We start from the raw sequence: 25,647 nt of genomic DNA on the forward strand, positions 1-25,647 counted from the left end.
AGGCGTAACAAAATATTTGTTTCTGTTGGAGCGACGATTAATCGGGCTTCACGTCAGACCATGCGTTTGACCGTGTTGTCTTTGCGCACAACGTGATGCCAGATCGCAGCGACCACATGCAGGCCAATCACGTAATAGAAGATGGTTCCGAGCAGCTTGTGGATGTCTTCCAGGGATTCGGCCAATTCCTCGGATACCGGGAAGGGTGACGGAATCAGCAACTGAGTCAGGGGAATCGGCAGGGATCCCTTTTCGATCAATACGGTGAGCAGCCCAAGCACCGGCTGGACGAACAGGAACGCATACAACAGGTAGTGAGAAAGTGTGGCGGCAGTGCGCAGAATGCCTTCGAGGGGCGGCGTGATGCCTGGCGGTGTATGTCGGTGACGCTCGGCGATACGAAAGAACGCCATGATCAGCACCACAATGCCGACCCAGAAGTGGCTTTGCACCACGAAGATTCGCAACGGCGAGCCGCGTTCGAACTGCGTGCGACTCAAGATCAGCGCATAGGCCAGTACGATCAGGAGGGCCATAGCCCAGTGAAACCAGCGGGCTTTGTAGGTGTAGCGGTCGGAGGCTGTATTCACGGTGTTTTTCTCGGGTTCCTGGCGGGGCTTCAGCTCTGCGGCCGTTGTTATTCATTGAGCCTCGCACAATGGCGATTGGCTAACGCAAGCATGCGGCTAGCTCACGTCGCGGGTCTTAACCGCTCTAGCATAGGAGACTTCCCGGGACGGGGGCAACGTAGCGAGTCTTTACCGGCAGACGCACCTGGCTTGCGCGGACGCTTATATCCCTGGGTTGAACATAGCGAGCCTGGCATACCGGATTGGGATGCTTGTGGCGGCGACAGCGCCAATTACCCCGTGCTCGCAATTAAACCTGAGGTTCTTATTTCAAATCGTGCTCAGTAAACCGCCGCTGGCCGTTTGACAGGTTTAAATATGGGATCCATCTTTAGGGCAATACTAAGGCAGCTTCGCGTCCGATACTAATAATGCATTTTCTCGGTGCTCTGCGCACCGGCACCGAGAACTCTAAGTTGACTGCTCATTGGAGCCGCTAATGGCTGGTTTGAGATATGTTCGCATGCTGAAAGATGCTAATCCGGAGTCTGAAGTTTGGTGGGATGGTTCACCTTCCTGCTATGGAGTTTTCAAGTCGACAATGTTGGAACGCTATCATGAATTGAGAACTGTTATCGATTCTCTAATGCCGGAGCCGTTAGCGGCAAATTTTTCCGGGATAACGGGCGTTACGACTAATCCCCGGTTAATCAACACGGCTTTCTTACACACTCACCAGTACTCGGTTCGACGCACTATTTATAGTCGGACTAATTGGCCGGATGCTGCGCAACATCGCCGTACTATCTACAGCCAGCTTGTTCGGGATGCAGCCCGGCAACTAGTGGCCATGTGGCACGCTTCCAGTAAGCGTTTCGGCTGGTTGTCCGCTCAAGTTGATCCGTTTCTTGGCGAAGACACTTCGGCAATTGTCAAACACGGCCTGGAACTGTCCAGGCTGGCACCCAACATCATGATCAAGATTCCCGGTAGTCAAGCCGGGTATCTGGCGATAGAACAACTTGTCGCCCAGGGGTGCTCGATCAATAACACGTTCTGCTTTACCGTATCGCAATTTGCCGCAGGGCTTGCGGCTGTGGAGCGCGGGCGGGCGAAAGCGCGTCGTCTCGGCGTGGATATTGCCCAGGCGCGGTATGTCATCTCCTTCATGATTGGCCGTTTCGGTGCCGACGAAGCGTTTGATCGTCAGGCCCGGGCGCTTGGGATCGGCTTGTCCACTGAAGATAAACGATGGGCTGAACTGGCGGTTTACGATGCGATCCAGACATTGCTGACTGCCACGCCAAGTCCGGTTCGCCTGCTGATCGCCAGCATCAAGATTGATGGCGAGGGGCAGGACGGTGAGCATTGCTGGCACCTGGAACGCACCGGGGAACGCACCACGCTCTATACCTTGCCGGCGCCAATCATTGAGTTTTTGTTGCGCCGCGAGCGCGCAGGCCGCCCGGTACTGCCTGCCGCGCGTCTGGCGATCCCGGTTCAGGTTCTGGACAAGCTGCTGCGCATCGACTACTTCAAGCAGGCCTATCAATTGGGTGGCCTCGAACCTGAAAGGTTTGCGCAACACCCGGCGTTTGTCACTGCTCTGCAGTATGCCTGTGGTGCACGGGCGGAACTGGACGGCTTCATCGAGTCGCTGGGAATGGATCTGCCGCAGAGGCCGGTCAACGCCCTGCGAGCTTGTGCCGGTGGGCGGACATGAACCGGATGATAGCGTTATGGGCTCACCCTCGCTCGCGATCAACCGTGTTGGAGCGGGTGTTCATCGAGCGTCAGGATTTCGAGGTCTTCCACGAACCCTTTTCCCATGTGGCCTTTGGTCAGGATTCGCCGATCCCGTCGGAGAATCTGGACTGCGGTTTGCCGACGTCTTATGAGGGGGTCAAGGCGCTGTTGCGTGAGGCGCGGCAACAGCGCGCCGTGTTTCATAAGGATATGTGTTACCACTGCCTGCCTGAATTGAAAGCGGATGCGCAGTTCCTCCTGGAGCAGGAGAATATCTTTATCATCCGCGAGCCCGCGAGTTCTATTCTTTCCCATTTTGCGATTTATCCGCAGATGCCGCTCCAATCCATTGGATACAAGGCGCAGTACGAAATTTTCTGCGAAGTAACTCGGCTGACGGGGCGTATTCCCTATGTGATCAATGCCGATGAACTTGCACGGAATCCGTTAATAACCATTCAAACGTTGTGTGATTATTTGCAGCTGCCGTTTTTGCCAGGCGCACTCGATTGGAACAAGGAGTGCCCACGGCAATGGCTGCCCTGGCGTAATTGGCATAAGGCCGCAGAGAACAGTACGCAGATTAATTCCGGGGTTTCTTCGGATTTCGATGGCAGTCAACTTACTGAAAACTTACGACTGAGTGGCTACTACCGTTTTCACCGACCTTATTTCGAGCGCATGAATCAGTTCGCGAGCACGTCAGGGGCAATATGAAAAAGAAAGTGGTTATCACTGGCGCGGCCAATGGTATTGGCAGGGCTGCGGCAATGGCCTGCCTGGCGGAAGATTTTTATGTGATTGCCGCTGACAAGGACATGGCAGGGTTGGCATCTTTGCTTGCCGAAGCCGGCCGTGATCGGCTCGAAGTCGTCTGTGCCGACTTCGCGGATTTTTCGACAATAAAGGCGTTTGTTCCGCAACTTTATTCCCGCCACGAGTCGCTCTATGGGCTGGTCAATAACGCCGGTCTTTATCAGGGGCTAAGTGTCTTTGATTACAGCGATGCCCAGGTTGATGAGATGTATACGCTGAATCTGAAGTCGCTGATCTACCTGTCTCGGGATTTCGCCCGGCGAGAAATGTCCATCGGTGGCCCTCGCTGCATTGTCAATGTCACTTCAGTGGCCGGGGAGGTGGGCAGTTTCGACGCAGTGTATGGGGCAAGCAAGGCGGGCGTCATCGGCCTGACCAAAGCCAACGCCTGGAATTTCGCACCCTCGATTCGCGTCAACGCGGTGTCGCCCGCGCTGGTGCGCGATACCTCGATTTTCGACCGTATTCCTGAGCATCGACGCCGGGAGTACGAACGTCAGGAGATCCTCAGGGAACCGATCCAGCCATCCGGCGTTGCGGATGTGATCGTCTTCCTGCTGGGAGAAAAAAGCCGGCATCTGACCGGTCAAGTTATCGCTGTAGATAACGGCGCTTATCCGCGTTAGCGGCCAGGATGCCTTGAGCCTTCGTGAGCTTCAGTCTGTCGATAGGGAGATATTCATGGAAAAGAAAAAAATACTGATTGTGGGTGGCGGGAACCTTTGCCTGCAGATTCTCCAGATCATGGCGCCACGCAACGATTTTATGTTCTACGTTGCCAGTCGCGACCTGGAAAAAGCTACCCGCAGTTGCAATCTCGTACGACTGAGCTGCCTGCAGATGAATACGCTGTGTACGATTCACCCCTTGGAAATGAATCTTGGCGAAGGCAACGTCGAAGAGAACTCCGCGATCATCAGCCGCATTCATCCAGACATCATCCTCAACTGCGCCTCACTGCAATCCTGGCGAGTGATTACCCAATTGCCAGCTGCTGCTTTTCAGGCTCTGGATCAGGCGCAGCTCGGTCCATGGTTGCCGATGCACCTGGCGCCGGCCTACGAATTGATGCGCGCTGTCAAACATTCGGCGAGCCGGGCCATTGTGGTCAACTGCGCTTTTCCTGACGCTGTGAATGTGGTGCTGGACAAGGCGGGCATGGCGCCGGATACCGGCATTGGCAATGTCGCCAATCTGGTTCCTGCCACCCGCATGGCCATCGCACGACTGGCCATGTGTTCTCCCGAAGCGGTGCAGGTCAGGCTGATCGCTTCGCATTTCTTCAGCCACTACGTGCCTCGCGCCGGACTTCCGGCGAACGCCAACTATTCGCTGCACTATCGCGTCAACGGCAAGGATTGTACGGGGGCATTTGACGATGCCCTGATCTTCGAAAGTGTGCGTACCCAGTTTCGCCGTCTGGGCGGCGTCGATGGGCAGTTCCTGACGGCAACCTCAGCAACCAAAGTTATCGGAAACCTGTTTGCCGACTACGAGGTGCAGGCCCATGCACCGGCACCGGGTGGTTTGCCGGGCGGTTATCCGGTCAGCGTCGGTCTGGGCCGGGTAATGCTGAGTTTGCCCTACGGCGTGGCACGCACCGAGGCCATTGCGATCAACCAGCGCGGCCAGCAACAGGATGGCATTCGCGCGATCAACGCCGATGGCAGCGTTTCATTCGAGCCTGAGCAGATGGCGGTCATGGAAACGCTGCTGGACTATTCCGTGTCGCGTATGCCCCTGCAAGACGTGCATCAATGGGCCGCGGAACTGGGACGCAAATATCAGGGCTACGCCCACCGGGTCGAACAGGCAGGGAGTGCCAGACATGAGCTACATCCGGCGTGAGGGGCGCAAGGGGCATGTTCCGGTCGGCAACCGCTTTGGCGCTGCTGATTACGCGACCCAATACACCCGCGACTTTGTCAGTCGCTGGGACGAACTGATCGACTGGGACAAGCGTGCGGCCGGCGAAGGCAGTTTTTTTGCCGATTTGCTGAGCAAGCTGGGCGTCAAAACGGTTATCGATGTTTCCACCGGCAGCGGCTTTCATGCGGTGCAACTGCAGAAGGCGGGGTTCAACGTTCTGGCGTGCGACGGCAGTCCGACGATGGTGGAGCGGGCGCGCATCAACGCTAAATCAAGAGGGCTGGATATCCCGATTTTGCAGCGCGACTGGCTGGAACTCGAGCCCCGCCGATTGGGCACGTTCGATGCCGTACTGTGCCTGGGAAGTTCCTTGTGTCATGTGTTCGACAAGCATGATCGGTATTGGGTCTTGCGCCGGTTCAGGCAGCTGCTCAAACCGTGCGGACTGCTGGTGGTGGATCAGCGCAACTTCCACGCCATACGGGCCGGTCGCTTCAAGTCATCGGGCCGTTACTACTATTGCGGACGCAACGCCGAAGTCAGTCTGGGGCAGGTCAGCGATCAACTGTGCGAGTTCATCTATACGTTTAGCGACGGCGCTTGCTACCGGTTGCAGGTCTATCCGATTTTGCCGGAAGAACTCAAGGACGAGATCAGTGACGCCGGCTTTTTCAGGCCACAGTCGTTTGGTGATTTCCGGCACATTTATGACCCGCTGGACTGTGACTTCATCATTCATACGGCAATCGCCAAATGAACAGGTCGCCCGCCGGCAGTCAAATCCAGCCTGTGCCGATGGCCGCCGTCGAGGGCGCCACGCGTGCCGGAAACGGCGTGGTGCTGGCGATCGTCCTGACCGGTTTCGTTGCCTGTACCTATGGTTTCGGTGTTTATCTGTTCGCCAATTTGCTGGTGGACATGCGTCGCGACATCGGCTTTGACTACACCACCGTCGGGCTGATTACCGGTGGCGCCCAGATCGGGTTTCTGGGGTTTTCGGTGCTCGCCGGCTACCTCAGTGGTTTCGTTGCAGGCTGGAAAATCAGCCTGTATTCGACTGTGGCTACCTCACTGGCGCTGCTGGGGCTGAGTGTCAGCGATTCAATCTGGATATCCGGCGGGTTGCTGATTGTGCTCGGCGGCTGCTCGGCATCGGCCTACATCCCGCTGGCTGAAATCGTCGCCACCCACTTTTCGGCGACAACCCGGGCGCGGGTGATGGGGCTGATCTCCAGCGGCACCAGTTACGGCGTCTTCATCAATGGCGTGCTGGTCAGCCTGTTGACCCTTCACGGTGGATGGCGTGCCATCTGGCTGATCGCCGGATTGTTGTCGATTACGGTGTGTCTCGCGGCGTGGTATTTGCTGCGTCAATCGCCGGGCGCATTGCAATCTCATGCGGTCGCGTCCCCCCAGAGCGGTACGCAAAGCTGGTTGTCCGTGCCGCTGTATCTCACCTGGTTGGTGGCTTTTCTCAACGGCCTGACGCTGCTGCCGTTTCAGACGTACCTGGCCCCATTCATGCGTGAAGAGCTGGCCATGTCCGTGACGACCACGGGGATGGTGTGGTCGACAATCGGCGCGGTTGGAATGGCTGCGGGCTTTCTGGTGGGCTGGGTGGCTGATCGGCTGGGCTCGCGCCGAGCCTTGATGCTGTGTTTCGTCAGCGCTGGTCTGGCAAGTCTTTGCGTCTATTACCTGGGCAGTGAAAGCGGGTTTTATCTGGCCGGCTTTTTATTTGCGCTGGCGTTTTACCCGGTATTTGGTCTGGTCCCGACTTATCTGGGACAGATCGTGCCGCTTGATTGTCTGACGCGCGCATTCGGTATCGCCAATGTCTTGATCGGTGTGGGCGGCGTGCTGGGTAATTTTCTCGGCGGCACCTGCAAGGAACTGCTGGGTTCCTTTGCGCCGCTGTATCTGTGCATCGCCGGGTTATTGCTGGTGCAGCTGATAGTGGTCGCCCTGTTGCCCGACAAGCCCCCCGACGACTGAATACTTACCAACACAGCCTCAACAGGAGAAAGTTCGCTATGGAAGGCGTCATTGATGACTATCAACAACCCAATGACCACAGTGCCTGTGCGTCCCATCGATCGGCTACGGCTGTGCATGACCAGGGTACGGTGTTGTGGTTTACCGGGCTGTCCGCGTCCGGCAAATCGACCATCGCCAATGCGCTGGATTTTGCATTGCGCGCTCAAGGCCTGAAGACCTGCATGCTTGATGGGGACGTGTTGCGCAACGGACTGTGTCGGGATCTCGGTTTCAGCGCCGTCGACCGGGAAGAAAATGTTCGGCGGGTGGCCGAAGTCGCGGCATTGATGGCCGATGCGGGGCTGACGGTAATGGTTGCGCTTATTTCACCCACTCGCACGGCGCGGCATCACGCGCGTTCGATTGTTGGCAGCGAACGCTTTGCTGAAATTTTCGTCGACGTGCCGCTCGCTGTTGCCGAACAACGCGATCCCAAAGGCTTATATCGCAAGGCCAGAAGTGGCGCGCTACACAACTTCACCGGCATTGATGCGCCTTACGAAACGCCGGTGTTTCCGGAAGTGCATTTGCGCAGCGATGTACTGAGCATTGGTGAGTCGGTAGAGGATATATGTGCCTGGCTGGATCGAAGCGGCTGCAGCCTTTATGACGTATTTTGAATAGTCACAGGCCGTCTGATAGAACTTGGTTCTTTGCTGATATCTGCCATGCTTCACGGGTCGGATCAAGACAAGGGGCTGATCATGTTTATCAGTCAACTCAAAATCAGCTCACTGCGGCTGGTGGGCGGCTTGGCAGTACTCGATTACCTGAATACCTGCAATGGACGTCGGCCGGGCAGTTCGCTGACGGAGGTCGTAGACAAGCTGGCGAACCTGGAAGATGTGGTGCGCTGGTGCCAGCGCGCACGCCTGATCAACGACCAGGAGTTTGAGCATTGCCTGAGGCTGGTCGAGCAACCGGCAGCTGCATTCTCCTTCCAGCGCCTGATTGCGTTCCGTGAACAGCTTTACCAACTGCTGCTGCCAGTGGCCGAAGGACGACCACTGGATGACTGTGCTTTGAATTACCTGAATCAGGTGCTGGCGAACACAGCCGCGAAGCGCCGGCTCGTCATGCAAGAGTCGCACGTGATCTGGCAGTGGGAACTCGGCAATAGCCTGGATGACATCACAGACAATGTCATGGCTCGACTGGCAACCCAGGCGGCAAGCCTGCTGACCGGTCCGGATCAGCTGCGCCTGAAAGTCTGCGCGACACCTGATTGCGACTGGCTGTTTATCGACAATTCAAAAAATGGCGGTCGACGCTGGTGCCAGATGAATATCTGTGGCAGTCGTGAAAAAGCGCGCAAACGCAGTAGCGCGGGGTGGCCGATCTAGGATGCCGAATTTGCGTCCCGGCGACTGACGCCGAAGACGCAAACGGCTGTGCACTTTGAACTACTTGTTGTACTTGGCCTGAAGCGCTTTTGCCTGTTCCAGGTGATGCTGCAGTTTTGGCAGCGTTTTCTGGGCGAAGGCTGTCAACTCAGGCGTCTTGGACGATTTGATCTCTTCTTCAAACAGTTCGATGGTTTGCTCGTGGGCTACGACCTGGTTGTTGGCGTAGGCCTTGTCGAACGACTCTTCACGAACCTGAAGGACCATTTTTTTCGCACGGGCCATCAGTTCCGCTTCGTCTGCCACTTTAAGTTTCAGACCCGACGCCACCTGTGCCAGCTCTTCATTGGCAGCGGTGTGGTCGTCGATCATCATCTCGGCGAATTTTTTGACATCGGCTGATTGGCTTTTTTGTAATGCCAGCTCACTGGTCTGAACCTCGGCCAGGCCTTTGGCCGACGCGTCATCGACGAATCCGGCCGGAGTGGCAGCAAAGGCGCTCATCGTTGTCAGCCCAAGGGCAAGGGTGATCACGGTAGGACGCAGGAATGCGGTGAGTTGCTTCATTGGCAGATCTCCAGAACGTTGATGCCGAAGGACGGGAACCGTAGTTCCCGTCCCGTTGGAAGGTATTGTTTTATTTGCTTGCACTTTTACTTGAACTTCCGGAACTGGCCTTGCCGCCTTTTTTGCCCGCTTCAGAAGCCTTTGCAGGATTGTCGGCAAAGTTGCCCGAGCCTTTTCCGGTGGTTTTCGATTTGTCATCGTCTTTCTGTTTCGATGTATTGGGCATGATCATTTCACCTGTGAGTATTGTTGGAGTTGGCACTGGCGAGACAGTTGCCTCGTGTTCTTGAGAAACAGGTTTTCCCGAAATAGTTTATTGAACATTTGTAGTGGCCCGACGAGCGGTCATTCCGCTCTCTCGGCGCGCAAAGTATTCAGGGCGACAACGTTTTCCATTGGCCGCCACCTCTTTCGCAATCAATCCGTGCCTGCGGTGTAAGTTCGTAATACAGGGTTACAACTTGCGCATCGGGAGGAAGGTTGGTCGAGTCCTTGTCGGCTTCCTTGCTGGTTGAACGCTCGTTGGCCAAGGCTTCCTGGGTCAGGGTTGCCGTACAGGAGGCCTGCGCGCCACTGGGGCAGGCGTCTATCTTGCGTTTATCAGCGGGCGAAGCATCTTTGTCTTCGTTACTGCACGACCAGTCGATAGTACCTGGCGCAACACCTTTGTATTCGTAACAGGTCTGCGGCTGCACTACCGCAATTCCCTGGCCTGCGGCTCGCGTTAATACCTGGCAGGCTTCGCCCCAGGTGACGTTACTGGACAAGCAGCCGGCGACGATCAATAAAACCCTGAATTTCATTGATGACTCTCCTCAAACAGGCAGTTGAGTTTCGGTAGTGAAGGGTGCTGATTAGTTCAGGATTGCAGATGAGCGGTCGGCTAAGTCGAGAGTTGAACAATAAGGAAATAGACCCGATAGAAGGTCAGTAAATGCATTGAACGGCGCAACACGGGCGTATTCGAATCGTTAAGACCTCCGTCGGAGGTCATGCCAAAGAGGTGGTTATGGATACTTTAACAACCCAGCAATCAATCCCGCCGGATCCTGATTTACTTGACGATGAAGATGCCGATCTGGACGACGGCGATGTGATTGATCCAGGTTTTTCGGAAGCCGAGCCAGGCATTGGCAATGATGTGGATCCGCCGGATCCGGAAACCCTGCCGGGCAGCCTGGGTGTCATTGATGAAGACGACGATGCGGTGCTGGATCGCCCGCTCTAGGCGCGACGCTGTAAGGGTTAGCCATGCGGGTTAGGGAACCTGTGCGAGCGACAGGCTTCATATGACGTGACTGTCGCCTCACATCGCACACGAAACCGAGACCACTTCCATGAGTGATATCCGCATTGGCATTTCCGGGTGGCGCTATGTTCCATGGCGGGGCGATTTCTATCCGGAGGAATTGACCCAGAAAAACGAGCTGAAATTTGCCTCGCGTGCTGTGAACAGCATCGAGATCAATGGCTCGTTTTACTCCCTGAAAACACCAAAGCTGTACGCTGGCTGGTTTGCCGAAGTGCCTGACGACTTCGTGTTCAGCGTCAAGGCGCCGCGTTTCATCACCCATGTAAAACGTCTCAACGACATTGAAAAGCCCGTCGCGAATTTCTTTGCCTCGGGCCTTTTTCAGCTCAAGCACAAGTTGGGGCCGATTCTCTGGCAATTTCCGCCGAGCTTCAAATTCGATGCGCAGCAATTCGAGCACTTTCTGCAACTGCTGCCAAAAGACATGAAGCAAGCCAGGGCCTGCGCCAAAGGCTGCGATGAGCGCATGGAACAGCCCGGCTACCTGGACATGCCGAAAACCGGTCGTGTGCGGCATGCCGTGGAGATCCGCAACAAGAGCTTCCTGGTTCCGGAATTCGTCGCGCTGTTGCGCAAGTACGAGGTCGCGTTGGTGGTGGCGGATACCGCCGGCAAGTGGCCGTATATCGAAGACCTGACCAGCGACTTCGTTTACCTGCGACTGCATGGCGATGAAAAGCTCTACGCCAGTGGTTATACCGACAAGGCACTCAAGCGCTGGGGCGACCGGATTCAGGCCTGGCGCGAGGGGTCGCAACCCGCTGACGCGCACCTGATCGTCGCCAAGGCCGGTCCAAAGCGTAAGTCCCGGGACATATATTGCTACTTCGACAACGACATCAAAGTCAGGGCGCCTTATGACGCTCGCCAACTGCTGGAACGCTTCGACTTGACTCAAGGACTGGAAGTGGCGCCGGGCGACCTGCAAGGAGTGAAGTTTTGAGCAGTGCCATTACGCCGACTGGCGTACGTACCCCCACCGCGACCGGTGTGTCGCTGAACGTGCTGACGATGAACATGCACATGGGTTTCGGGATCTTCAATCGGCGCTTTATTTTGCCGGAGCTGCGGGATGCCGTGCGCAGCGTTTCCGCCGATGTGGTGTTTCTGCAGGAGGTGCATGGCGAACATCAAAGCCACGCCCAACGCGTGAAGGGTTGGCCGACCACCTCGCAGTATGAGTTTCTGGCGGACAGCATGTGGAGCGACTTCGCCTATGGTCGCAATGCGGTGTATCCCGATGGCGATCATGGTAATGCGCTGCTGTCCAAATACCCCATCAGCCACCATGAGAATCTGGACGTGTCCATTCATGGCACCGAGGAACGCGGTCTGCTCCATTGCGTTCTGGAAGTCCCGCATTTTGGTCAGGTGCATGCCATTTGCGTGCATCTGGGCCTGCGTGAAGGGCATCGCCGCCAGCAATTGAAGCTGCTCGCCGAGCTGTTGGCGCGCTTGCCGGAGTCAGCGCCGGTCATCGTCGCCGGGGATTTCAACGACTGGCGACAACGGGCCGATGGACAACTGGCCGGAACCGGTCTGCATGAGGCGTTTGTCGATAAATTCGGCGCGCCGGCCAAGAGCTTCCCGGCGCGTTGGCCGTTGCTCGCGCTGGACCGGATTTATGTACGCAATGCAACCACGCACAAGCCCAAAGTATTGTCCAATCGGCCATGGTCGCATCTCTCCGATCATGCGCCACTCGCAGTGGAGGTGACCTTATGAACGATCACATGAAACACCACGGACAGTGGCGCGATGGCAACTCGGTAGAGCTGCTGATCAACGGCGAAGATTATTTCACCCGGGTTTTCGACTGCATCCGCGCGGCGCGCAAGGAAGTGTTGCTGGAAACCTTCATCATTTTCGAAGACCGGGTCGGCGAAGCGCTGCAACAGGCCTTGCTGCAGGCCGCGGCCAATGGCGCGCGGGTGGTGGTCACCGTCGATGACTATGGCACTTCGGACCTGAGTAACTCCTTTGTCGGGCGGATGATTGCCGCCGGAGTCCATATCCAGTTGTTCGATCCCCGGCCGCGGTTTATGGGTATGCGCACCAACCTGTTCCGGCGCCTGCATCGCAAGGTCGTGGTGGTGGACGGCGAGATCGGGTTCATCGGCGGCATCAATTACAGCGTCGACCACATGAGCGACACCGGCGTGACGGCCAAGCAGGATTACGCGGTAATGGTGCGTGGTCCCATCGTGGCGGATATTCACGCCTCGGCCATGGGCATGCTGGGCGAAGCCGTGCGGTCCAAATTCAAGCCGCTGCGCATCGAGCCGCATCACGCCGGCAGCGCGCGGATGTTGCTGTGCGAGCGCGATAACAAGGAACACACCACCGATATCGAAGAGCAATACTTGCTGGCGATGCGCAACGCGAGCCATCGCATCACCATTGCCAATGCGTATTTCTTCCCCAGTTATCGTTTTCTGCGCGAGTTACGCAATGCGGCACGGCGTGGCGTCAAGGTGACCCTGATCCTTCAGGGCCAGCCTGATATGCCCTTTGTACGGGTCTGCTCGCGGCTGACTTACACCTTCCTGCTGCGTGAAGGTGTGGTCATCCACGAATATAAGCAGCGAGCGCTGCATGGCAAAGTGGCGCTGATCGATCGCGAATGGTCCACCGTGGGTTCCAGCAACCTCGACCCGTTGAGCCTGGCGCTGAACCTGGAAGTGAATCTGTTCATTCGCGATCCTGGGCTCAATCAGCACTTGCACGAACATCTGCGCGACCTGGCCGCTGCACACAGTCAGCAGATCAGCTTGAAAGGCGCCGCCCGCGGGCAATGGTGGCGCGCGCCGATGATTGTCCTCAGCTTTCACTTCCTGCGGCATTTTCCAGCCATTGCCGGCCTGTTTCCCGCCCATGGCCTGCGGCTCAAACCGCTGCGCGCGGCGGATGTCATCCCCGAGGCAAGTGTCATCGAGCAGGAGCAAAAAGACGGCGTCACCCATGACATGCGGGTCAATCTGCAGTCCGATCAGGAGAAATCCGCATGATTCAGGCATCCGATGCACCTTCTGAGCGCACCAGCGCAAAACAGGGCGGCAAGCAGCAGAGCAGCAAATGGAAATGGGCCAAGCGCGCGTTCAACGTGTTTTTCTTCGTCGCAGTGCCGGTGTTGCTGTTTTTGTTGGTGAAGAATCTTGACTGGCAGGAAGTCAAACAGGCCTTGCTGTCTTACAAGATCAGCACCTTGGCGCTGGCTTTCGGCATTGCGCTGTGCAGTTACCTCACTTATTGCTGTTTCGATGTGCTGGCGCGGTTTTATACCGGGCACAAGCTGTCGATCCAACAGGTCGTGCCCGTCGCATTCGTCTGTTACGCGTTCAACCTTAACCTCAGTTCGTGGGTGGGCGGCATTGCCTTGCGTTATCGGCTTTATTCGCGACTCGGGCTGGACGTGCCGACGATTACGCGCATCCTGAGCCTCAGCCTGATTACCAACTGGCTGGGTTACATGTTCGTGGCGGGCGTGGTGTTCTCCATGGGCTTTCTTGAATTGCCCAAGGACTGGGCGGTAGGCACGACGTCACTGCGCCTGATCGGCGTTGCCTTGTTGCTGGTCGCGAGTGGCTATCTATTGGCGTGCCGTTTTTCCAGGCGTCGTTCCTGGACGATCCGTGAGCAGGAAGTCACGCTGCCTTCCCTGAAACAGGCGTTGACCCAGGCCAGTCTCGGCGCGTTGAACTGGTCGCTGATGGCCTTGGTGATTTATACCCTGCTGCCGGAAAAGGCGTTTTACCCGGCGATTCTTGGGGTGTTGCTGATCAGCAGCATCGCGGGCGTGATTACCCACATCCCGGCGGGGCTCGGCGTCCTGGAAACCGTGTTCATCACTTTGATGCAGCATGAGTTTTCCAAGGGCACCTTGCTCGCGGCGCTGATCGGCTATCGGGCCATCTACTTCCTCATGCCGCTGCTGATCGCCTTGGTCGTGTATCTGATCCTGGAAAAACGCAGCAAAAAGATGGGGGAGAGGAATCAGGACGGGCGCTAGCTCGTTGGCGGCAGGCTGCGGTCGGCCGGGCTGGCCACTTCGGGGACAAGTCCCCTCCTACCGGGCGTGCACAGATCGGTAGGACCGGACTTGTCCGGGAAGGCGTCACCTGCGACGCCGCACCGCGTGTGGCCTTACCGCTTCGAAGTCTGGGCAAACATCCGCACCGCATCCACTGCATTATTGGTGCCCTCGGTGATTTGCACGATCACCGCCCCCGCCTGGTCAGCCAGCTCTACGCCTTTGCTGGCATTGGTGCGGGTGTTGTCCATGCTGGAAATCGCTTGGTGGGTTTCCGATTGGATCACCCCGATCATTTCCGAAATTTCTGCTGTCGAGCGACTGGTGCGTCCAGCCAGTTGGCGCACTTCGTCAGCGACCACCGCAAACCCCCGGCCTTGATCGCCAGCGCGAGCCGCTTCAATGGCAGCGTTGAGGGCCAGCAGGTTGGTCTGGTCGGCAATGCTGCGAATGGTATTGACGATGGTGGTGATCTGCTCCGAACGCTCGCCGAGTTGGGCAATCATTCGTGACGACGAATCGATGTTCGCCGAAATCTGGCGCATCTCGCTGGCGGCCTGTTGAATCACCTGCGTGCCTTGCTCGGCAACCTTCTGTGTCTGGACTGATATGTGATAAGCCTGAGCGGCGCTTTCGGTATCACGGCTATGTTGTTCGATGCGTGCCGTGATGTCGGTGGCAAACTTGACTACTTTGAGCAGATCGCCATTGGCGTCGTACACCGGGTTATAGCTGGCTTCCAGCCACAATGTGTCGCCGCGGCGGCTCAAGCGTTTGAACTGGCCGCTGAAAAATTCACCCTTGTTCAGGCGCTGCCAGAAGTCCCGGTATTCATTGCTGTTAATAAGCTCGGGCGGGCACAGCATGCGGTGATTCTGGCCAACCAGCTCAGCTTCTTTGTAGCCCAGCAGTCGCATCAGATTATCGTTGGCGCACAGAATGCGCCCCTCCATATCAAACTCGATCACCGCCATGGCGCGGTCCAGACCGGCGAGCTTGCTGTTGGCCTCGCTTTCGGTCTGGATCCGTTCAGTCACGTCCAGCGCGTGCTTGACGATCTTGACCACATTGCCGGAACTGTCCTTGATCGGGTTGTAGCTGGCTTCCAACCAGACATTCTGCCCATCGCCAGCCAGTCTGCAAAAGGTGGCCGACACGAACTCGCCAGCGCGCAGACGCGACCATAACTGCTGATATTCGGCGCTACGGGCATATTCGAAGCTGCAAAACAGCTTGTGTGGTTTACCGATCACGTCCTCGCGGCGGTAGCGCATGGTCTTGAGGAAGTTGTCGTTGGCACTGATAAGCATGCCATCCAGATCGAATTCGACCGAGGCCATGGATCGGTCGATAGCCTGCAACAAGCTCGCTTGGCGGGCGATGATTTCCTGGAGGTCGTGTACTTCTTTCTTGTAGGAGTTAAATAGCATGATGGATAGCTCGACTGGGTGCACAGCGTGACGCCCAGGTCCCTGGCAGGCTGGGTCTTGAAGTGACCCTGATGCAATCCGGTGCATAAGGCCATCATAGTATTCTTGTACAAAAATGCGCAATTAATTGTACAAATATATATTCCTGTACAAGAAAATAACCCATTTGAGTGTCTTCCCGCCGTGAAACACGTCAGACGCAGGCCATGCAGTGGAGTTGAAGCGGGTAAGCTCTCGACCAACCGGACAGGTAGAGAAGGAAAGGACCATGCGAATCGGATTGGTGGGTTACGGCAAAGGCGGTCGTTATTTTCATGCGCCATTGATTACCAGCTTGCCGGGCGCCACGTTCGTCGGCGTTGTGACCCGTTCAGCGCAGCGTCGACAAGAGCTGGCGCAGGATTATCCTCAGGCCCAGGCGTTTGACAGCCTGGCTGATCTGGTCGACGCCGGGATCGATGCCGTAGCGATTTCCACGCCGCTGGCGACTCGCCAGGCGCTGATTCTGGAGGCCATCGACCTCGGAGTCGCGGTGGTCAGCGACAAGCCGTTCGCCGCCAATGCCGAGCAGGCGCAGGCGTTGGTGGATGCGGCCGGGCGCAAGGGCGTGCTGCTCAGTGTTTACCAGAATCGTCGCTGGGACTCTGACTTTCTCACCTTGCGTAAATTGATTGATGACGGCGTTCTGGGTGAAATCAGCCGTTTTGAATCCCGCGTCGAGCGTTATTCCCCTAAATCTGTCGGCAAAGCCAGTGGCGGCGGCATGTTGCGCGATCTCGGCAGCCATCTGGTGGATCAGGCATTGCTGTTGTTCGGACCTGTGGCCAGGGTGTACGCAGAGCTGGGTTTCGCCACGCCGAGCGCGGATGTCGACCATCAGTTTTTCGTTTCGCTGACCCATCGCAACGGGGTGATTTCACATTTATGGGGCAGTTGCCTGCAGAATCATCCTGGCCCACGCTTTCGGGTCAGCGGTGCATCAGGCTGCTACAGCGTCGACGGCCTTGACGGTCAGGAGGCTGCCTCGCTCGCGGGGTTGACGCCTGCCTCCGAAGGCGAGCGTTGGGGAGTGGAAGCAACCCGGCGTTGGGGTTGGCTGGAGCAGGGCGAAACCCGTCAGCACGTGGCGTCCGAGCGTGGTTGCTGGCTGGAATTCTATCGACAATTGCAGGACGCCATTGCAGGCAACGGGCCCAACCCGGTTGACCCGCATGACGCGGTAGCCGGGGCGCGGGTACTGGATGCTGCGCGCCGGAGCGCTGAAGAGCGGCGAGTGGTGATTTTGTAACGTCGGGACGGTGAGTGGCTTTACCTTTGCTGCTGATGCTGCGTATATTCGGCCTGAAGGCCAGATGCCACTTTAATGGACGTAAAAAGAACTGCCGGGCCAAGGCTCCTGTTGTAATGAGCGATTCGGAACCGATGTGCTTGCAGGCAGTCAGAATGGGGTCGCTGGCGAGAGTCGCGGAATATGAATCACCCGGTCGCGGACACCACCACTTTTCCAGGTCCTTGAACCTGGCTACATAAGTGGCTTTGTCCGCGATTATTTTCTGTCATGGGCTGGTCAAGTCGATCCCGGCGACCAGCGGACAGGCGTTACAGCCCGCGTTTAACAAGTTGTTGCGGGACTTGTTACACCAATTCGCGTCAATTATGTTGCCGACTGCCCAAGCCGGCCTTAGACTGCCGCCCCTCGTAAATTGAGTGCCAGGTGGCGCTTGGAGACTATGGCGCTTTTACGGCAACGCTGAGCCGCTCCTTAATTCGCCTTAATGCACGTTTTTTTTATAGAGAAATCAATGACAAAGGAAAAGTTGCTGGCCATGCCGGCCGATGACTACATGAATGCCGAGCAGCACGCTTTCTTCGTCGAGCTGTTGCAGGGCATGAAGATCGAAATCCACGAGCGCATCGAGCAGAGCCGCATCGCGATCGAAAGCCTGGACACGCCTGCTGATCCTGCGGACGCCGCCTCGGTCGAGGAAGAGCGCCACTGGCTGGTGAACGTGATTGATCGCGATCAGCGCATGCTTCCACAGCTGGAAATGGCTTTGGCACGCATTGCCGATGACAGCTTTGGCTGGTGCGACGACAGCGGCGAGGCTATCGGCCTGAAACGCCTGCTGATCAGTCCTACCACCAAATACTGCATCGAAGCGCAAGAGCGTCACGAGCAGATCGACAAGCATCAGCGTCAAGCCTGACAACACCCACGCCTGGGAGCTCGTGAGGCGCAGCCCTCAAGGTTTCCCGGCGGTTTGCGCCTGCCCGCAATCGAGCATCGCGTGAATCCGTCCAGTCAGTTGGGCAAGGGTGAATGGCTTGGTCAGCATTTGCATGCCTTCCTCCAGAAATCCACTGGCCAGCGCCGCGTTTTCTGCGTAGCCGGTCATTAGCAGAATGGGCAAAGCCGGACGTTTGACTCGTGCCGCGTCAGCCAGCTGCCGCCCGTTCAGGCCGGGCAGCCCGATATCACTGATCAGCAGATCCACGGTCTGCTCGCTTTCCAGAATCGCCAGGCCTGAAAGCCCATCTGCCGCTTGCAGCGTCACACAGGCAAAATCCTGCAACACCTCCAGCACCAACTCCCGTACCGTTTGTTCGTCCTCCACCACCAGGACTGTAAACCCGCTGACCGAGGCCGAGCTTTGGTCCGCGCTTGTCGGGTTCTGGGACGCCTCGACAGGATCGTGGCGGCGCAGGTAAAGCCGCACTTCGGTGCCTTGTCCCTGAATCGAATCAATGCGTACGTAACCGCCGGATTGGCGGACGAAGCCATACACCATGGACAGGCCCAGGCCGGTGCCCTGGCCCTGAGGTTTGGTGGTGTAGAACGGTTCAAAGGCATGGGCAAGTACATCCGGCGGCATGCCGAAACCGGTGTCCCGGATACAGATGCAGACATAATCACCCGGCACCGCGTCGACCTGCCTGGCAATGGCGGTTCGGGCCAGCGTGACGTTGCCGATGTCGATGGTCAGCTGACCGCCATCGGGCATGGCGTCCCGGGCATTGATCACCAGGTTGAGCAGGGCGCTTTCCAGCTGATGGGGATCGCACAGCGTTTGCCACAGCTCGTCATGGGCAAATAAATGCATGCGAATGTCTTCTTTCAGGGAGCGCCGAAGAATGTCCTCCATCGACAGCATCAATTGATTGACATCGGTGGGGCGCGGAATCAATGGCTGGCGACGGGAGAACGCCAGCAGACGATGAGTGAGGGTCGCGGCTCGATTGGCTGACTGGGTGGCGGCGTCGATATAGCGCTGAGAGTCGGCAACCTTGCCGCTGCTGCTGCGGCGACTGATCATTTCCAGTGATCCGATGATGCCCGTCAGCAAATTATTGAAATCATGCGCAATGCCTCCGGTGAGTTGCCCCAGAGCTTCCATTTTCTGCGACTGGCGCAGCGCTTCCTGGATGGCTTCACGCTCGCTGGCCTCTTTCTTGAGCTGCGCCAACGCTTCGTCGAGTGCCTGATTGCGTTGTTCGACTTCGGCGCTCAGCTGCTGATTGGCTTGGTGCAGCAGATCGGCGGCGGCCTGGCGCATCTGCAATGCATCGGCCAGCGCCTCGGCGCGACGGTGCTCGGCTTCGTAGACATCGACACGGGTCAGGCTGGAGCCCACTTGCCCGGCGATCAGCTCGATGAAGCTTAAATAATCCGCATCGTGGGGCCGATAGGGGTTCAGGCCAATCAGCATGAAGCCGTTGAGCTGCTGTGGATCGGTGCCTTTGAGGGGCACCATGGCCATCACCGCTGGCGGCTGGTCCCAAGCGCCACAGGGCAGGATCGCTGAGACAGGCGTCAAGTCCAGCAGCGCCAGGCGGTTCGGCCGCTGCGCACCCGAACGGTTCCAGTGCGACTGCTCCAGTCTGGCCACCTGCCGGGCGGCATCGCCATGATGTTCGTCAAAACCGCTGCTGCCACTCAGAATTGCCACGCCCTGTTCGTCGAGAACAAATGTCAGGCTGAACGGCAGGTCACGGGACGGTTGCGAGAGGGCGTTTTGCAGATTCGCAAAAATGCCGGTTCGATCCCGGGTGCCGGCCATCTCGCTGGCAACCGAGCGCAGCAGCGCCAGACGTCGTTCATTCAGTACACGGTCGGTGTCTTCGGTGACGGCGCAGAACAGGCCCTGGATTTTGCCGTGGTCGCCGATCAGCGGGCTATAGGAGAAGCTGTGGTAGGTTTCTTCCGGGTATTCATGGCGGTGCAGGATCAGCAACAGTGACTGATCCCAGGTCGCTGTCCCTTGCTGATACACCGCCTCGATGCGTGGTTTGACTTCCAGCCAGATCTCCGGCCACAGCTCGCGCAGTGGCATCCCTAGCGCATGTGGATCCTTCTGACCGAGGGTCGGGCGGTAGGCATCGTTATAGAAGAAATGGACTTGATCGCCCCAGCCCAACCACATCTCGAATTTCGAGGTGAGCAGAATGTGCAGTGCCATTTTCAGCGACTGCGGCCAGTGTTCTGCGGGGCCCAATGGGGTCGCAGCCCAGTCATGAGCCCTCATGCGCTGCGCCATCGCGCTGTCGCCGATAAATATGTCAGCCGAAACCGGGGTGCTTGCAGAACTCAAGACATGCCTCAACTTGATTGAAATATTCGAAATACCGAGCGTATCGCTTGCCGTTGCCCCGCTGTATGCAGATACGACCGGGCCAGAGCAGCAAGAGTTCTATCGTGGATTGTTTACAACTAACGACTCATGGCGTGTGGCTGCTATGTGGCGTTTAATGCAGATAAATAACGATAAGCACAAACGGGGTGAAGGCTATGGCCGCAAATGGAATCTTGACCGGCCCTCCACTGGAGGGTCAGCCAGGCGAAGCCCGATCGGCCGGTACTGCCCGCTGGTTGGTGCCCGGTCTGCAAAGCATCGCGTTCGCGTTGTTACTGCTGGCACTGGTGTTTGCCGGACTGTCCGTCTACGTGGCCTTGCCACTGGCTTTGGCATTTATCTGGCTGCCGCTGTTTTTTACGGGCACGCCATCTGCCGAAACGCCGGATGACGCGAACGCAGATATCACCCGCCTGACCCGAGACTTGTCCCGCACCACCAGCCATAACGCATTGTCGGCCGCTGGCGTGGCGTTTTCCGTCAGGCAACTGGCGGGCAAGGTCCAGTCGCAGCTGTCTGCTGCGGAAAAAATCGTCACCAGCGCTGACGTGATGATCGCCACAGAACACCAGACCGCCCATCTCAGCCAGCAGGCCTTGAGCGCTTCGAGTGAGGCGCGGCAAAGCAGTGACGCGGGCCGCAGCGTGCTGGGCGAATCCATCTCCCGCATGCACCTGCTCAGCAAGCGCGCCATCAGCAGTCGGGAATTGATCGAGGCCTTGAGTCAGCGCAGTGAAGAAATCCAGCGCGTGACCCTGGTCATCCAGTCCATTGCCAGTCAAACCAATCTGTTGGCCCTCAATGCCGCCATTGAGGCGGCGCGCGCGGGCGAGCATGGGCGCGGTTTTGCCGTAGTGGCCGATGAAGTGCGCGGCCTTGCCGGACGTACCGCAACCGCCACGGAAGAGGTGGGCCAGATGGTGGCCGATATCCAGCAGCGCACGGCCCAGGTCGTTGAGCAGATACGCCAGCTGTCCACCGATCTGGACAGCGGTGTGGAGCAAGTCGAACTCACCGGTCGGCATCTGGAAAATATCGCGCGACTGACCGCCGGGGTCGAGCTGCAGGTCAGTGAGATCGCCTTGGGCGCGCAAACCAATCAAGAGCAACTGGATGGGCTGTTCGTCGCCGTGCAGCAGATGCGCAGTGACTTGGCCATCAGCGATGACCAGACCCGCCGACTGGCGGATGCCGCCGTGCAGATGGAGGGCCAGGCAGAAACCATCAGCGAGCGCCTGGCAGAAGTGGGTCTGGATGATTATCACCAGCGCATCTATGACCTGGCGAAGGAAGGCGCGAGTCAGATAGCGCTGAAATTCGAACAGGATATCGACGAGGCCCGGGTCAGCCTCGAGGATCTGTTTGATCGCAATTACCAACTTATCCCCAAAACTGCACCGGCAAAATTCCAGACCCGTTTTGATCGTTACACCGACCAGGTGCTGCCCGCGATTCAGGAACCACTGCTGACCCGACACGATGGGCTGGTGTTCGCCATTGCCTGCACGCCTCAGGGCTACGTTCCGACCCACAACAACGCGTTCAACCAACCGCTGACCGGGGATATAGCCGTCGACACGGCGCGCAATCGCAGCAAACGCAAATTCGACGACCGTACGGGAATCCGCTGCGGCAGCCATCAACAGGCGGTATTGCTGCAGACCTACACCCGTGATACGGGCGAGCTGATGCACGATTTGTCCGTGCCGATCATGGTCAAGGGTCGGCATTGGGGAGGTTTGCGCCTGGGTTACAAGCCAGAGGGCTTGGCGCTGCGTCATTCCTGAGCGCTTGAGCAAGATGCGCGGCCCGGTCGCCCATTGGCCGGGTTTGCATGTTGTTCAATTTTAACTTGCTCGAGTTAGTTGGATGTGATTAAAACAGGTCGCCTGAATAGGCGGCTTTTTTTTGCGTAAGATTTATATCTTCAAGTTGTTTGTCTTGATCAATCAAGTGTGTGGGATAAGTCTGAGTTTAATTGTAGGTATTGACTCTCGGGTATCGCTGAGCAAGCTAAGTGTATCAATGTTTTTCATTGATTCATGCGGCTTGATTCAGTCGCGTTTTAAATGGATGCTCCGATGATCAACACATGGAATGTAAACAAGTCCTTCGATACGCCCCGTACAGCAAGGCTCAGGGTCACTGTGCGTATTGGCGTGTTTTTTGATGGTACCGGTAATAACCGGGTAAACAGCCAGATCGGTGCCGACTGTCGGGCAATGGCTGAAATAAATAACCATGCCCATATTCGTGAATGTAAAGGTCGCCACGATGAGCCCGGCAGTAGTTACGCCAATGATTTGAGTAACATTGCCAGGCTTGCAGGTTTCTATCGCTTACAGGCCAAAGCCATTAATAACGGCGCAGGCCTGAATGTTTATTTGCCGGTCTATATCAGCGGTGCGGGGACTATTTCCGGCGGACGCGATTCTTTCTGGCCGGGACAGACATTCGGGCGTGGGCCGACGGGGGTCGTGGCAAAGGTTGCCCGCGCCATGGAAAAAATAGGCCAGCGGCTCAAGGGTTTTTCACAGGATAACCCCGACTGCGTTATCGGTGCGCTGGCGTTCGATGTCTTTGGCTTCAGTCGCGGCGCGGCAGCGGCCCGGCACTTCATCAACGAGGTACTCAAGCGCGACAAGGGTAGCCTTGAACCCGCGCTCAATCAGCGCCGGGTTCCACTGAGTCCGGAATTCTCCTGGCGCAACGGCAGCGTAAGAATCGGGTTTGTCGGCTTGTTCGACACGGTGGCGGCCATTGGCGGCTTCAAGGATCTGGGAAATGTCAGGGACGCTACCAATCGACGCGTCAATCTGTATTTGCCGCCGGGATCTGTCGAACATGTCGTGCACCTGGTGGCGCGCGATGAATTGCGACGCAATTTCGCCCTCAATAGCGTCACACCTCACTGGCCCCGGGAAATTTTACTGCCGGGAGCGCATTCAGATATCGGCGGTGGTTATCACCCGCAAATGCAGGAGCGCGTGCTGCTGACTCGCCCGCGCTGGAGTGTGGCGGGCTGTGAAACGCCATCCGAGTTGACCGATGCCTGGCGCAAGGCTGACCAGCAATTGCAGGCATTGGACGCCAGCGAACTGATCGATCCGCTGGACCGTGATGCGTCGCTGTCAGTGGTGAGCGAGCGGACGGCGCTGATGCGGTCCTGCAACAGGCTCAACGTCTCGTCGGTCATGGCTGCGGTGTGTTTGCAGCGCAAGGTTTTCGGTCATCTTTCTCTGGTGCATCTGCGTGTCATGCACGGACTGGCCTGCGCCGAAGGCGTTCCGCTGGAGCCGATCCCGGTCAGTGATGCATTCAATCTGCCGCCGGAGCTGCAAGGCATCGCGCAAAAACTGACGAAGTATGCACATGACGGAATTTATACGCTGGATGAACGAGAGGAGCAGTTATTGCGTCGACGCTATATACATCGTTCGGCGCATTGGGAGGCTGCCATCCGTGGCACTGGCCAGTTGAACGAAGCGTTGTTTGTGCATGCCCCGGCGTGGGGCGGTCGGGTGCGGCATCCCAATGTTGAGGTGCCGGGTTGAGGGGCCGCGCAGACTCTCTCGGCCCTCGCCACACACCGAACCGTAGGACCGGCTTTAGCCGGGAGGAGGTCGGCACATTTGCAGCAGTTGCGTGTCAGACCTACCGCCCTCCCGGCTAAAGCCGGTCCTGCCGGTCCTGTGTGCTGTCTGATTATGTGGACGGGTGCAGCAACACGTTCAGTTCGTCCACGACAGGCGCCCATTCAGCGTCCTCGCGCAATTCTTCCTTGAGGAAGCGTGCCTGCTGCGGGGTCCAGAAAACGGCCTCGGACAGCTTCTCGTCTTTATGCAGTCGGTGAGCCTGTACGAATGCATCGATACTCGCCTGGTCGGAATCCAGACCCAATTGCTCGAAAAGTGTCGCCAGTGTCGGTGTGGTCAGTTCCATGTCATCTCCTCGGCGGGTGCGAAACCCGTTGGTCAGTGCTCTCTTGAGCCTTCGTCATGCATCAGAGTGCTGACCCGGCGCAAGAGTTCGAACCGATGAGCCGGCGAGTGCGGATTGCTGCAGATAGCGGCTAAACGCTCAAGGCGCCTTCATCAACAGCTGTTTTCAAGGCTTGCGCCGCTTCTTTGGCCGCGATGGCGGCAACCTCGGCAGTCTTGAACCAACGGTCTTTTTCAACCTGGTGCCAGGTAATCGCCTGCTTGCCTTCTTTTGCGCGCATGACAATGACAGCCTGAAACTCACCTTCTATTTCTCTGGACTCACCCCAGATAAAGAACTCGCCAATATCAAATTCAGTCACTTATTACCTTCCCATGGATGACGAGCCGCTTGCGTCCAAGGTGAAGGGACGCAAGGTCTGATTTTTTGATTTGCGCGAGTATGGCAGTTGTTGGCTCGTGCGGGCGTCTTTAAGTAGTGGCAATGACGAATGACCGGTTACCAATTGCGACTGAAAAGTAGGATTTGTCTTCGCCGGATGGGTTATTTCGGTCTTGATCGCGTCGGAAATCGCCCATGATGCTGCTGCAGGTAAAAGGGATATATCCCCCAGGCATCTGGAGCCGGTAGAATCCCCTTCGTGCCAGCGCTGAAAGCGCGTCGGCATTGTCAATTTACTTCTGCCCCGTAGCGCCAGCGATGGCTTCCTTGCATCACACCGTGGCCGCGAATGCCTCAAGGCCAGGCAAAGGACTTGCCCGCTCAACGCGGCAGAAAGGAAAAGAAGTATTTTTTTGATCGCCCGATTCTGCTCGGGCGGGATCATTTCCATGTTGGGGGTTTACACATTGGCAGTAACTAGTCTGGATACGCACGCTCTATTCGTACTGGGTGACCTACGCGCGAAGTTGGTCAAGCAGTTCCAATCCCGTTTTGTGTATGTCGTCGAGCAAACCGCTGAAGACATTTACATTGCCGAGATCGATACCGAAAGCGCTCTGGTGGTGGATGACAAGCCCCGCCTGGAACTCAAGGTCGGCGACCATTTCCGTGCTGCGGTATTGCCCAGTCGCGAAGGTGGCAAGTTTGAATTGAAGTTCCGCGACATCAAGTTGACTGTCTACGGCCTGGGCGAATATGCCTACGTGGATATTCCCGAAGGCCACGGCATCCTGTTCAAGGAAGGCCATGCTGTGATGATGGTTTTCGCCGCCAACGATCAGCTGCAAGGCGCGCTCACTAAAACCCTGAAAACCGCAGTCTCCAAGGCCGCCAAATGGCGCAAGGGCGAACTCGTTTTCAAGGCCAGTGAGTAAAAATCGCTGGAGGGTTGAAAAGCCGGCGGCCTCTTCGAT

Annotated in this window: 26 protein-coding genes and 1 pseudogene; 18 read left to right on the forward strand and 9 right to left on the reverse strand. The window is 57.3% G+C overall.

Annotated elements, in window-relative coordinates:
• Positions 1-53: 53 nt before the first annotated feature.
• Entirely contained in the window at positions 54-590 is a 537-nt protein-coding gene (locus CFII64_RS14390) for a cytochrome b (RefSeq protein ID WP_020291522.1), read from the reverse strand.
• A 478-nt stretch (positions 591-1,068) separates the two neighbouring features.
• Here CFII64_RS14390 and CFII64_RS14395 point away from each other — a divergent pair, with 478 nt between their 5' ends.
• The 8 genes from CFII64_RS14395 (at position 1,069) to CFII64_RS14430 (ending at position 8,380) form a co-directional block, all read left to right on the forward strand.
• A complete protein-coding gene (locus tag CFII64_RS14395) occupies positions 1,069-2,292 on the forward strand; it encodes a transaldolase family protein (protein ID WP_044901394.1) in 1,224 nt (407 codons plus the stop codon).
• Positions 2,289-3,032 carry a hypothetical protein gene (locus CFII64_RS14400; RefSeq protein ID WP_020291524.1) on the forward strand — a complete coding sequence of 248 codons (744 nt, stop codon included), beginning with the start codon at positions 2,289-2,291 and terminating at the stop codon, positions 3,030-3,032. The genes CFII64_RS14395 and CFII64_RS14400 overlap by 4 nt, the downstream gene beginning before the upstream one ends.
• Complete coding sequence (locus CFII64_RS14405; RefSeq protein WP_020291525.1) at positions 3,029-3,757, forward strand: SDR family oxidoreductase; 729 nt, start codon at positions 3,029-3,031, stop codon at positions 3,755-3,757. The genes CFII64_RS14400 and CFII64_RS14405 overlap by 4 nt, the downstream gene beginning before the upstream one ends.
• 55 nt (positions 3,758-3,812) lie before the next feature.
• Complete coding sequence (locus tag CFII64_RS14410; RefSeq protein WP_020291526.1) at positions 3,813-4,979, forward strand: hypothetical protein; 1,167 nt, start codon at positions 3,813-3,815, stop codon at positions 4,977-4,979.
• Positions 4,960-5,757, forward strand: a complete 798-nt coding sequence (locus CFII64_RS14415; protein WP_020291527.1) for a bifunctional 2-polyprenyl-6-hydroxyphenol methylase/3-demethylubiquinol 3-O-methyltransferase UbiG — start codon at positions 4,960-4,962, stop codon at positions 5,755-5,757. Before CFII64_RS14410 ends, CFII64_RS14415 begins: the two co-directional genes overlap by 20 nt.
• A gap of 38 nt (positions 5,758-5,795) precedes the next feature.
• The gene (locus tag CFII64_RS14420; protein ID WP_044901403.1) at positions 5,796-6,995 is read left to right on the forward strand and encodes a nitrate/nitrite transporter; all 1,200 of its coding nucleotides are present in this window, start codon (positions 5,796-5,798) and stop codon (positions 6,993-6,995) included.
• A gap of 38 nt (positions 6,996-7,033) precedes the next feature.
• Positions 7,034-7,657 carry an adenylyl-sulfate kinase gene (cysC, locus tag CFII64_RS14425; RefSeq protein ID WP_020291529.1) on the forward strand — a complete coding sequence of 208 codons (624 nt, stop codon included), beginning with the start codon at positions 7,034-7,036 and terminating at the stop codon, positions 7,655-7,657.
• Positions 7,658-7,741: 84 nt separating this feature from the next.
• Complete coding sequence (locus CFII64_RS14430; RefSeq protein ID WP_177325421.1) at positions 7,742-8,380, forward strand: ABATE domain-containing protein; 639 nt, start codon at positions 7,742-7,744, stop codon at positions 8,378-8,380.
• Positions 8,381-8,440: 60 nt separating this feature from the next.
• Here the strand turns inward: CFII64_RS14430 and CFII64_RS14435 are convergent, their stop codons facing one another.
• From CFII64_RS14435 to CFII64_RS14440, 3 genes are all read right to left on the reverse strand, one after another.
• Positions 8,441-8,947, reverse strand: coding sequence for a DUF4142 domain-containing protein (locus tag CFII64_RS14435; RefSeq protein WP_020291531.1), 507 nt, complete (start codon positions 8,945-8,947; stop codon positions 8,441-8,443).
• Positions 8,948-9,017: 70 nt separating this feature from the next.
• A complete protein-coding gene (locus CFII64_RS29370) occupies positions 9,018-9,173 on the reverse strand; it encodes a KGG domain-containing protein (RefSeq protein ID WP_020291532.1) in 156 nt (51 codons plus the stop codon).
• Between the two features lie 148 nt (positions 9,174-9,321).
• The gene (locus CFII64_RS14440; protein WP_020291533.1) at positions 9,322-9,750 is read right to left on the reverse strand and encodes a hypothetical protein; all 429 of its coding nucleotides are present in this window, start codon (positions 9,748-9,750) and stop codon (positions 9,322-9,324) included.
• A gap of 206 nt (positions 9,751-9,956) precedes the next feature.
• Here CFII64_RS14440 and CFII64_RS14445 point away from each other — a divergent pair, with 206 nt between their 5' ends.
• The 5 genes from CFII64_RS14445 (at position 9,957) to CFII64_RS14465 (ending at position 14,268) form a co-directional block, all read left to right on the forward strand.
• Positions 9,957-10,175: a hypothetical protein gene (locus CFII64_RS14445; protein ID WP_020291534.1), complete on the forward strand. Its 219-nt coding sequence runs from the start codon at positions 9,957-9,959 to the stop codon at positions 10,173-10,175.
• A gap of 109 nt (positions 10,176-10,284) precedes the next feature.
• Positions 10,285-11,202: a DUF72 domain-containing protein gene (locus CFII64_RS14450; RefSeq protein WP_020291535.1), complete on the forward strand. Its 918-nt coding sequence runs from the start codon at positions 10,285-10,287 to the stop codon at positions 11,200-11,202.
• Positions 11,199-11,984 (forward strand): endonuclease/exonuclease/phosphatase family protein, encoded by a 786-nt coding sequence (locus CFII64_RS14455; protein WP_020291536.1) that lies wholly within the window; start codon positions 11,199-11,201, stop codon positions 11,982-11,984. The genes CFII64_RS14450 and CFII64_RS14455 overlap by 4 nt, the downstream gene beginning before the upstream one ends.
• Positions 11,981-13,267, forward strand: a complete 1,287-nt coding sequence (clsB, locus tag CFII64_RS14460; protein ID WP_020291537.1) for a cardiolipin synthase ClsB — start codon at positions 11,981-11,983, stop codon at positions 13,265-13,267. Before CFII64_RS14455 ends, clsB begins: the two co-directional genes overlap by 4 nt.
• A complete protein-coding gene (locus tag CFII64_RS14465) occupies positions 13,264-14,268 on the forward strand; it encodes a lysylphosphatidylglycerol synthase domain-containing protein (RefSeq protein ID WP_020291538.1) in 1,005 nt (334 codons plus the stop codon). The genes clsB and CFII64_RS14465 overlap by 4 nt, the downstream gene beginning before the upstream one ends.
• Positions 14,269-14,402: 134 nt before the next feature.
• Here the strand turns inward: CFII64_RS14465 and CFII64_RS30550 are convergent, their stop codons facing one another.
• Together CFII64_RS30550 and CFII64_RS30555 are read right to left on the reverse strand one after the other, a co-directional pair.
• The gene (locus tag CFII64_RS30550) at positions 14,403-14,858 is read right to left on the reverse strand and encodes a methyl-accepting chemotaxis protein (RefSeq protein ID WP_371106447.1); all 456 of its coding nucleotides are present in this window, start codon (positions 14,856-14,858) and stop codon (positions 14,403-14,405) included.
• 93 nt (positions 14,859-14,951) lie between these two features.
• A pseudogene (locus CFII64_RS30555) lies at positions 14,952-15,806 on the reverse strand (PAS domain-containing protein); the annotation flags it as partial.
• Positions 15,807-15,987: 181 nt separating this feature from the next.
• Here CFII64_RS30555 and CFII64_RS14475 point away from each other — a divergent pair.
• On the forward strand, positions 15,988-17,007 hold the full coding sequence (locus tag CFII64_RS14475) for a Gfo/Idh/MocA family oxidoreductase (RefSeq protein WP_020291540.1): 1,020 nt from the start codon (positions 15,988-15,990) through the stop codon (positions 17,005-17,007).
• A 514-nt stretch (positions 17,008-17,521) separates the two neighbouring features.
• Complete coding sequence (locus CFII64_RS14480) at positions 17,522-17,926, forward strand: TraR/DksA C4-type zinc finger protein (protein ID WP_020291541.1); 405 nt, start codon at positions 17,522-17,524, stop codon at positions 17,924-17,926.
• 36 nt (positions 17,927-17,962) lie between these two features.
• Here CFII64_RS14480 and CFII64_RS29035 read toward each other — a convergent pair whose 3' ends face one another.
• On the reverse strand, positions 17,963-20,308 hold the full coding sequence (locus CFII64_RS29035) for an ATP-binding protein (protein WP_020291542.1): 2,346 nt from the start codon (positions 20,306-20,308) through the stop codon (positions 17,963-17,965).
• Positions 20,309-20,901: 593 nt separating this feature from the next.
• Between CFII64_RS29035 and CFII64_RS14490 the strand changes: the two genes are divergently transcribed.
• Complete coding sequence (locus tag CFII64_RS14490; protein ID WP_371106448.1) at positions 20,902-22,137, forward strand: methyl-accepting chemotaxis protein; 1,236 nt, start codon at positions 20,902-20,904, stop codon at positions 22,135-22,137.
• Between the two features lie 294 nt (positions 22,138-22,431).
• A complete protein-coding gene (locus CFII64_RS14495) occupies positions 22,432-23,904 on the forward strand; it encodes a DUF2235 domain-containing protein (RefSeq protein ID WP_044901395.1) in 1,473 nt (490 codons plus the stop codon).
• 151 nt (positions 23,905-24,055) lie between these two features.
• On the opposite strand, the gene CFII64_RS14500 is transcribed toward CFII64_RS14495, so the two are convergent.
• Both CFII64_RS14500 and CFII64_RS14505 read right to left on the reverse strand, forming a co-directional pair.
• A complete protein-coding gene (locus tag CFII64_RS14500; RefSeq protein ID WP_020291545.1) occupies positions 24,056-24,292 on the reverse strand; it encodes a DUF2789 domain-containing protein in 237 nt (78 codons plus the stop codon).
• A gap of 130 nt (positions 24,293-24,422) precedes the next feature.
• On the reverse strand, positions 24,423-24,653 hold the full coding sequence (locus CFII64_RS14505; RefSeq protein ID WP_020291546.1) for a hypothetical protein: 231 nt from the start codon (positions 24,651-24,653) through the stop codon (positions 24,423-24,425).
• Positions 24,654-25,140: 487 nt separating this feature from the next.
• Between CFII64_RS14505 and CFII64_RS14510 the strand changes: the two genes are divergently transcribed.
• Positions 25,141-25,608 carry a hypothetical protein gene (locus CFII64_RS14510; RefSeq protein ID WP_020291547.1) on the forward strand — a complete coding sequence of 156 codons (468 nt, stop codon included), beginning with the start codon at positions 25,141-25,143 and terminating at the stop codon, positions 25,606-25,608.
• Positions 25,609-25,647: the final 39 nt, after the last annotated feature.

The sequence above is a fragment of the Pseudomonas sp. CFII64 genome, from assembly GCF_000416235.1.
GTDB lineage: Bacteria > Pseudomonadota > Gammaproteobacteria > Pseudomonadales > Pseudomonadaceae > Aquipseudomonas.

Bases quoted from the DNA above. Each gene is read 5' to 3' on its own strand.
- CFII64_RS14395 (WP_044901394.1), top strand. From the start codon at position 1,069: ATGGCTGGTTTGAGATATGTTCGCATGCTGAAAGATGCTAATCCGGAG.
- CFII64_RS14400 (WP_020291524.1), top strand. From the start codon at position 2,289: ATGAACCGGATGATAGCGTTATGGGCTCACCCTCGCTCGCGATCAACC.
- CFII64_RS14405 (WP_020291525.1), top strand. From the start codon at position 3,029: ATGAAAAAGAAAGTGGTTATCACTGGCGCGGCCAATGGTATTGGCAGG.
- CFII64_RS14410 (WP_020291526.1), top strand. From the start codon at position 3,813: ATGGAAAAGAAAAAAATACTGATTGTGGGTGGCGGGAACCTTTGCCTG.
- CFII64_RS14415 (WP_020291527.1), top strand. From the start codon at position 4,960: ATGAGCTACATCCGGCGTGAGGGGCGCAAGGGGCATGTTCCGGTCGGC.
- CFII64_RS14420 (WP_044901403.1), top strand. From the start codon at position 5,796: ATGGCCGCCGTCGAGGGCGCCACGCGTGCCGGAAACGGCGTGGTGCTG.
- cysC (WP_020291529.1), top strand. From the start codon at position 7,034: ATGGAAGGCGTCATTGATGACTATCAACAACCCAATGACCACAGTGCC.
- CFII64_RS14430 (WP_177325421.1), top strand. From the start codon at position 7,742: ATGTTTATCAGTCAACTCAAAATCAGCTCACTGCGGCTGGTGGGCGGC.
- CFII64_RS14435 (WP_020291531.1), bottom strand. From the start codon at position 8,947: ATGAAGCAACTCACCGCATTCCTGCGTCCTACCGTGATCACCCTTGCC.
- CFII64_RS29370 (WP_020291532.1), bottom strand. From the start codon at position 9,173: ATGCCCAATACATCGAAACAGAAAGACGATGACAAATCGAAAACCACC.
- CFII64_RS14440 (WP_020291533.1), bottom strand. From the start codon at position 9,750: ATGAAATTCAGGGTTTTATTGATCGTCGCCGGCTGCTTGTCCAGTAAC.
- CFII64_RS14445 (WP_020291534.1), top strand. From the start codon at position 9,957: ATGGATACTTTAACAACCCAGCAATCAATCCCGCCGGATCCTGATTTA.
- CFII64_RS14450 (WP_020291535.1), top strand. From the start codon at position 10,285: ATGAGTGATATCCGCATTGGCATTTCCGGGTGGCGCTATGTTCCATGG.
- clsB (WP_020291537.1), top strand. From the start codon at position 11,981: ATGAACGATCACATGAAACACCACGGACAGTGGCGCGATGGCAACTCG.
- CFII64_RS14465 (WP_020291538.1), top strand. From the start codon at position 13,264: ATGATTCAGGCATCCGATGCACCTTCTGAGCGCACCAGCGCAAAACAG.
- CFII64_RS14475 (WP_020291540.1), top strand. From the start codon at position 15,988: ATGCGAATCGGATTGGTGGGTTACGGCAAAGGCGGTCGTTATTTTCAT.
- CFII64_RS14480 (WP_020291541.1), top strand. From the start codon at position 17,522: ATGACAAAGGAAAAGTTGCTGGCCATGCCGGCCGATGACTACATGAAT.
- CFII64_RS14490 (WP_371106448.1), top strand. From the start codon at position 20,902: ATGATCGCCACAGAACACCAGACCGCCCATCTCAGCCAGCAGGCCTTG.
- CFII64_RS14495 (WP_044901395.1), top strand. From the start codon at position 22,432: ATGATCAACACATGGAATGTAAACAAGTCCTTCGATACGCCCCGTACA.
- CFII64_RS14500 (WP_020291545.1), bottom strand. From the start codon at position 24,292: ATGGAACTGACCACACCGACACTGGCGACACTTTTCGAGCAATTGGGT.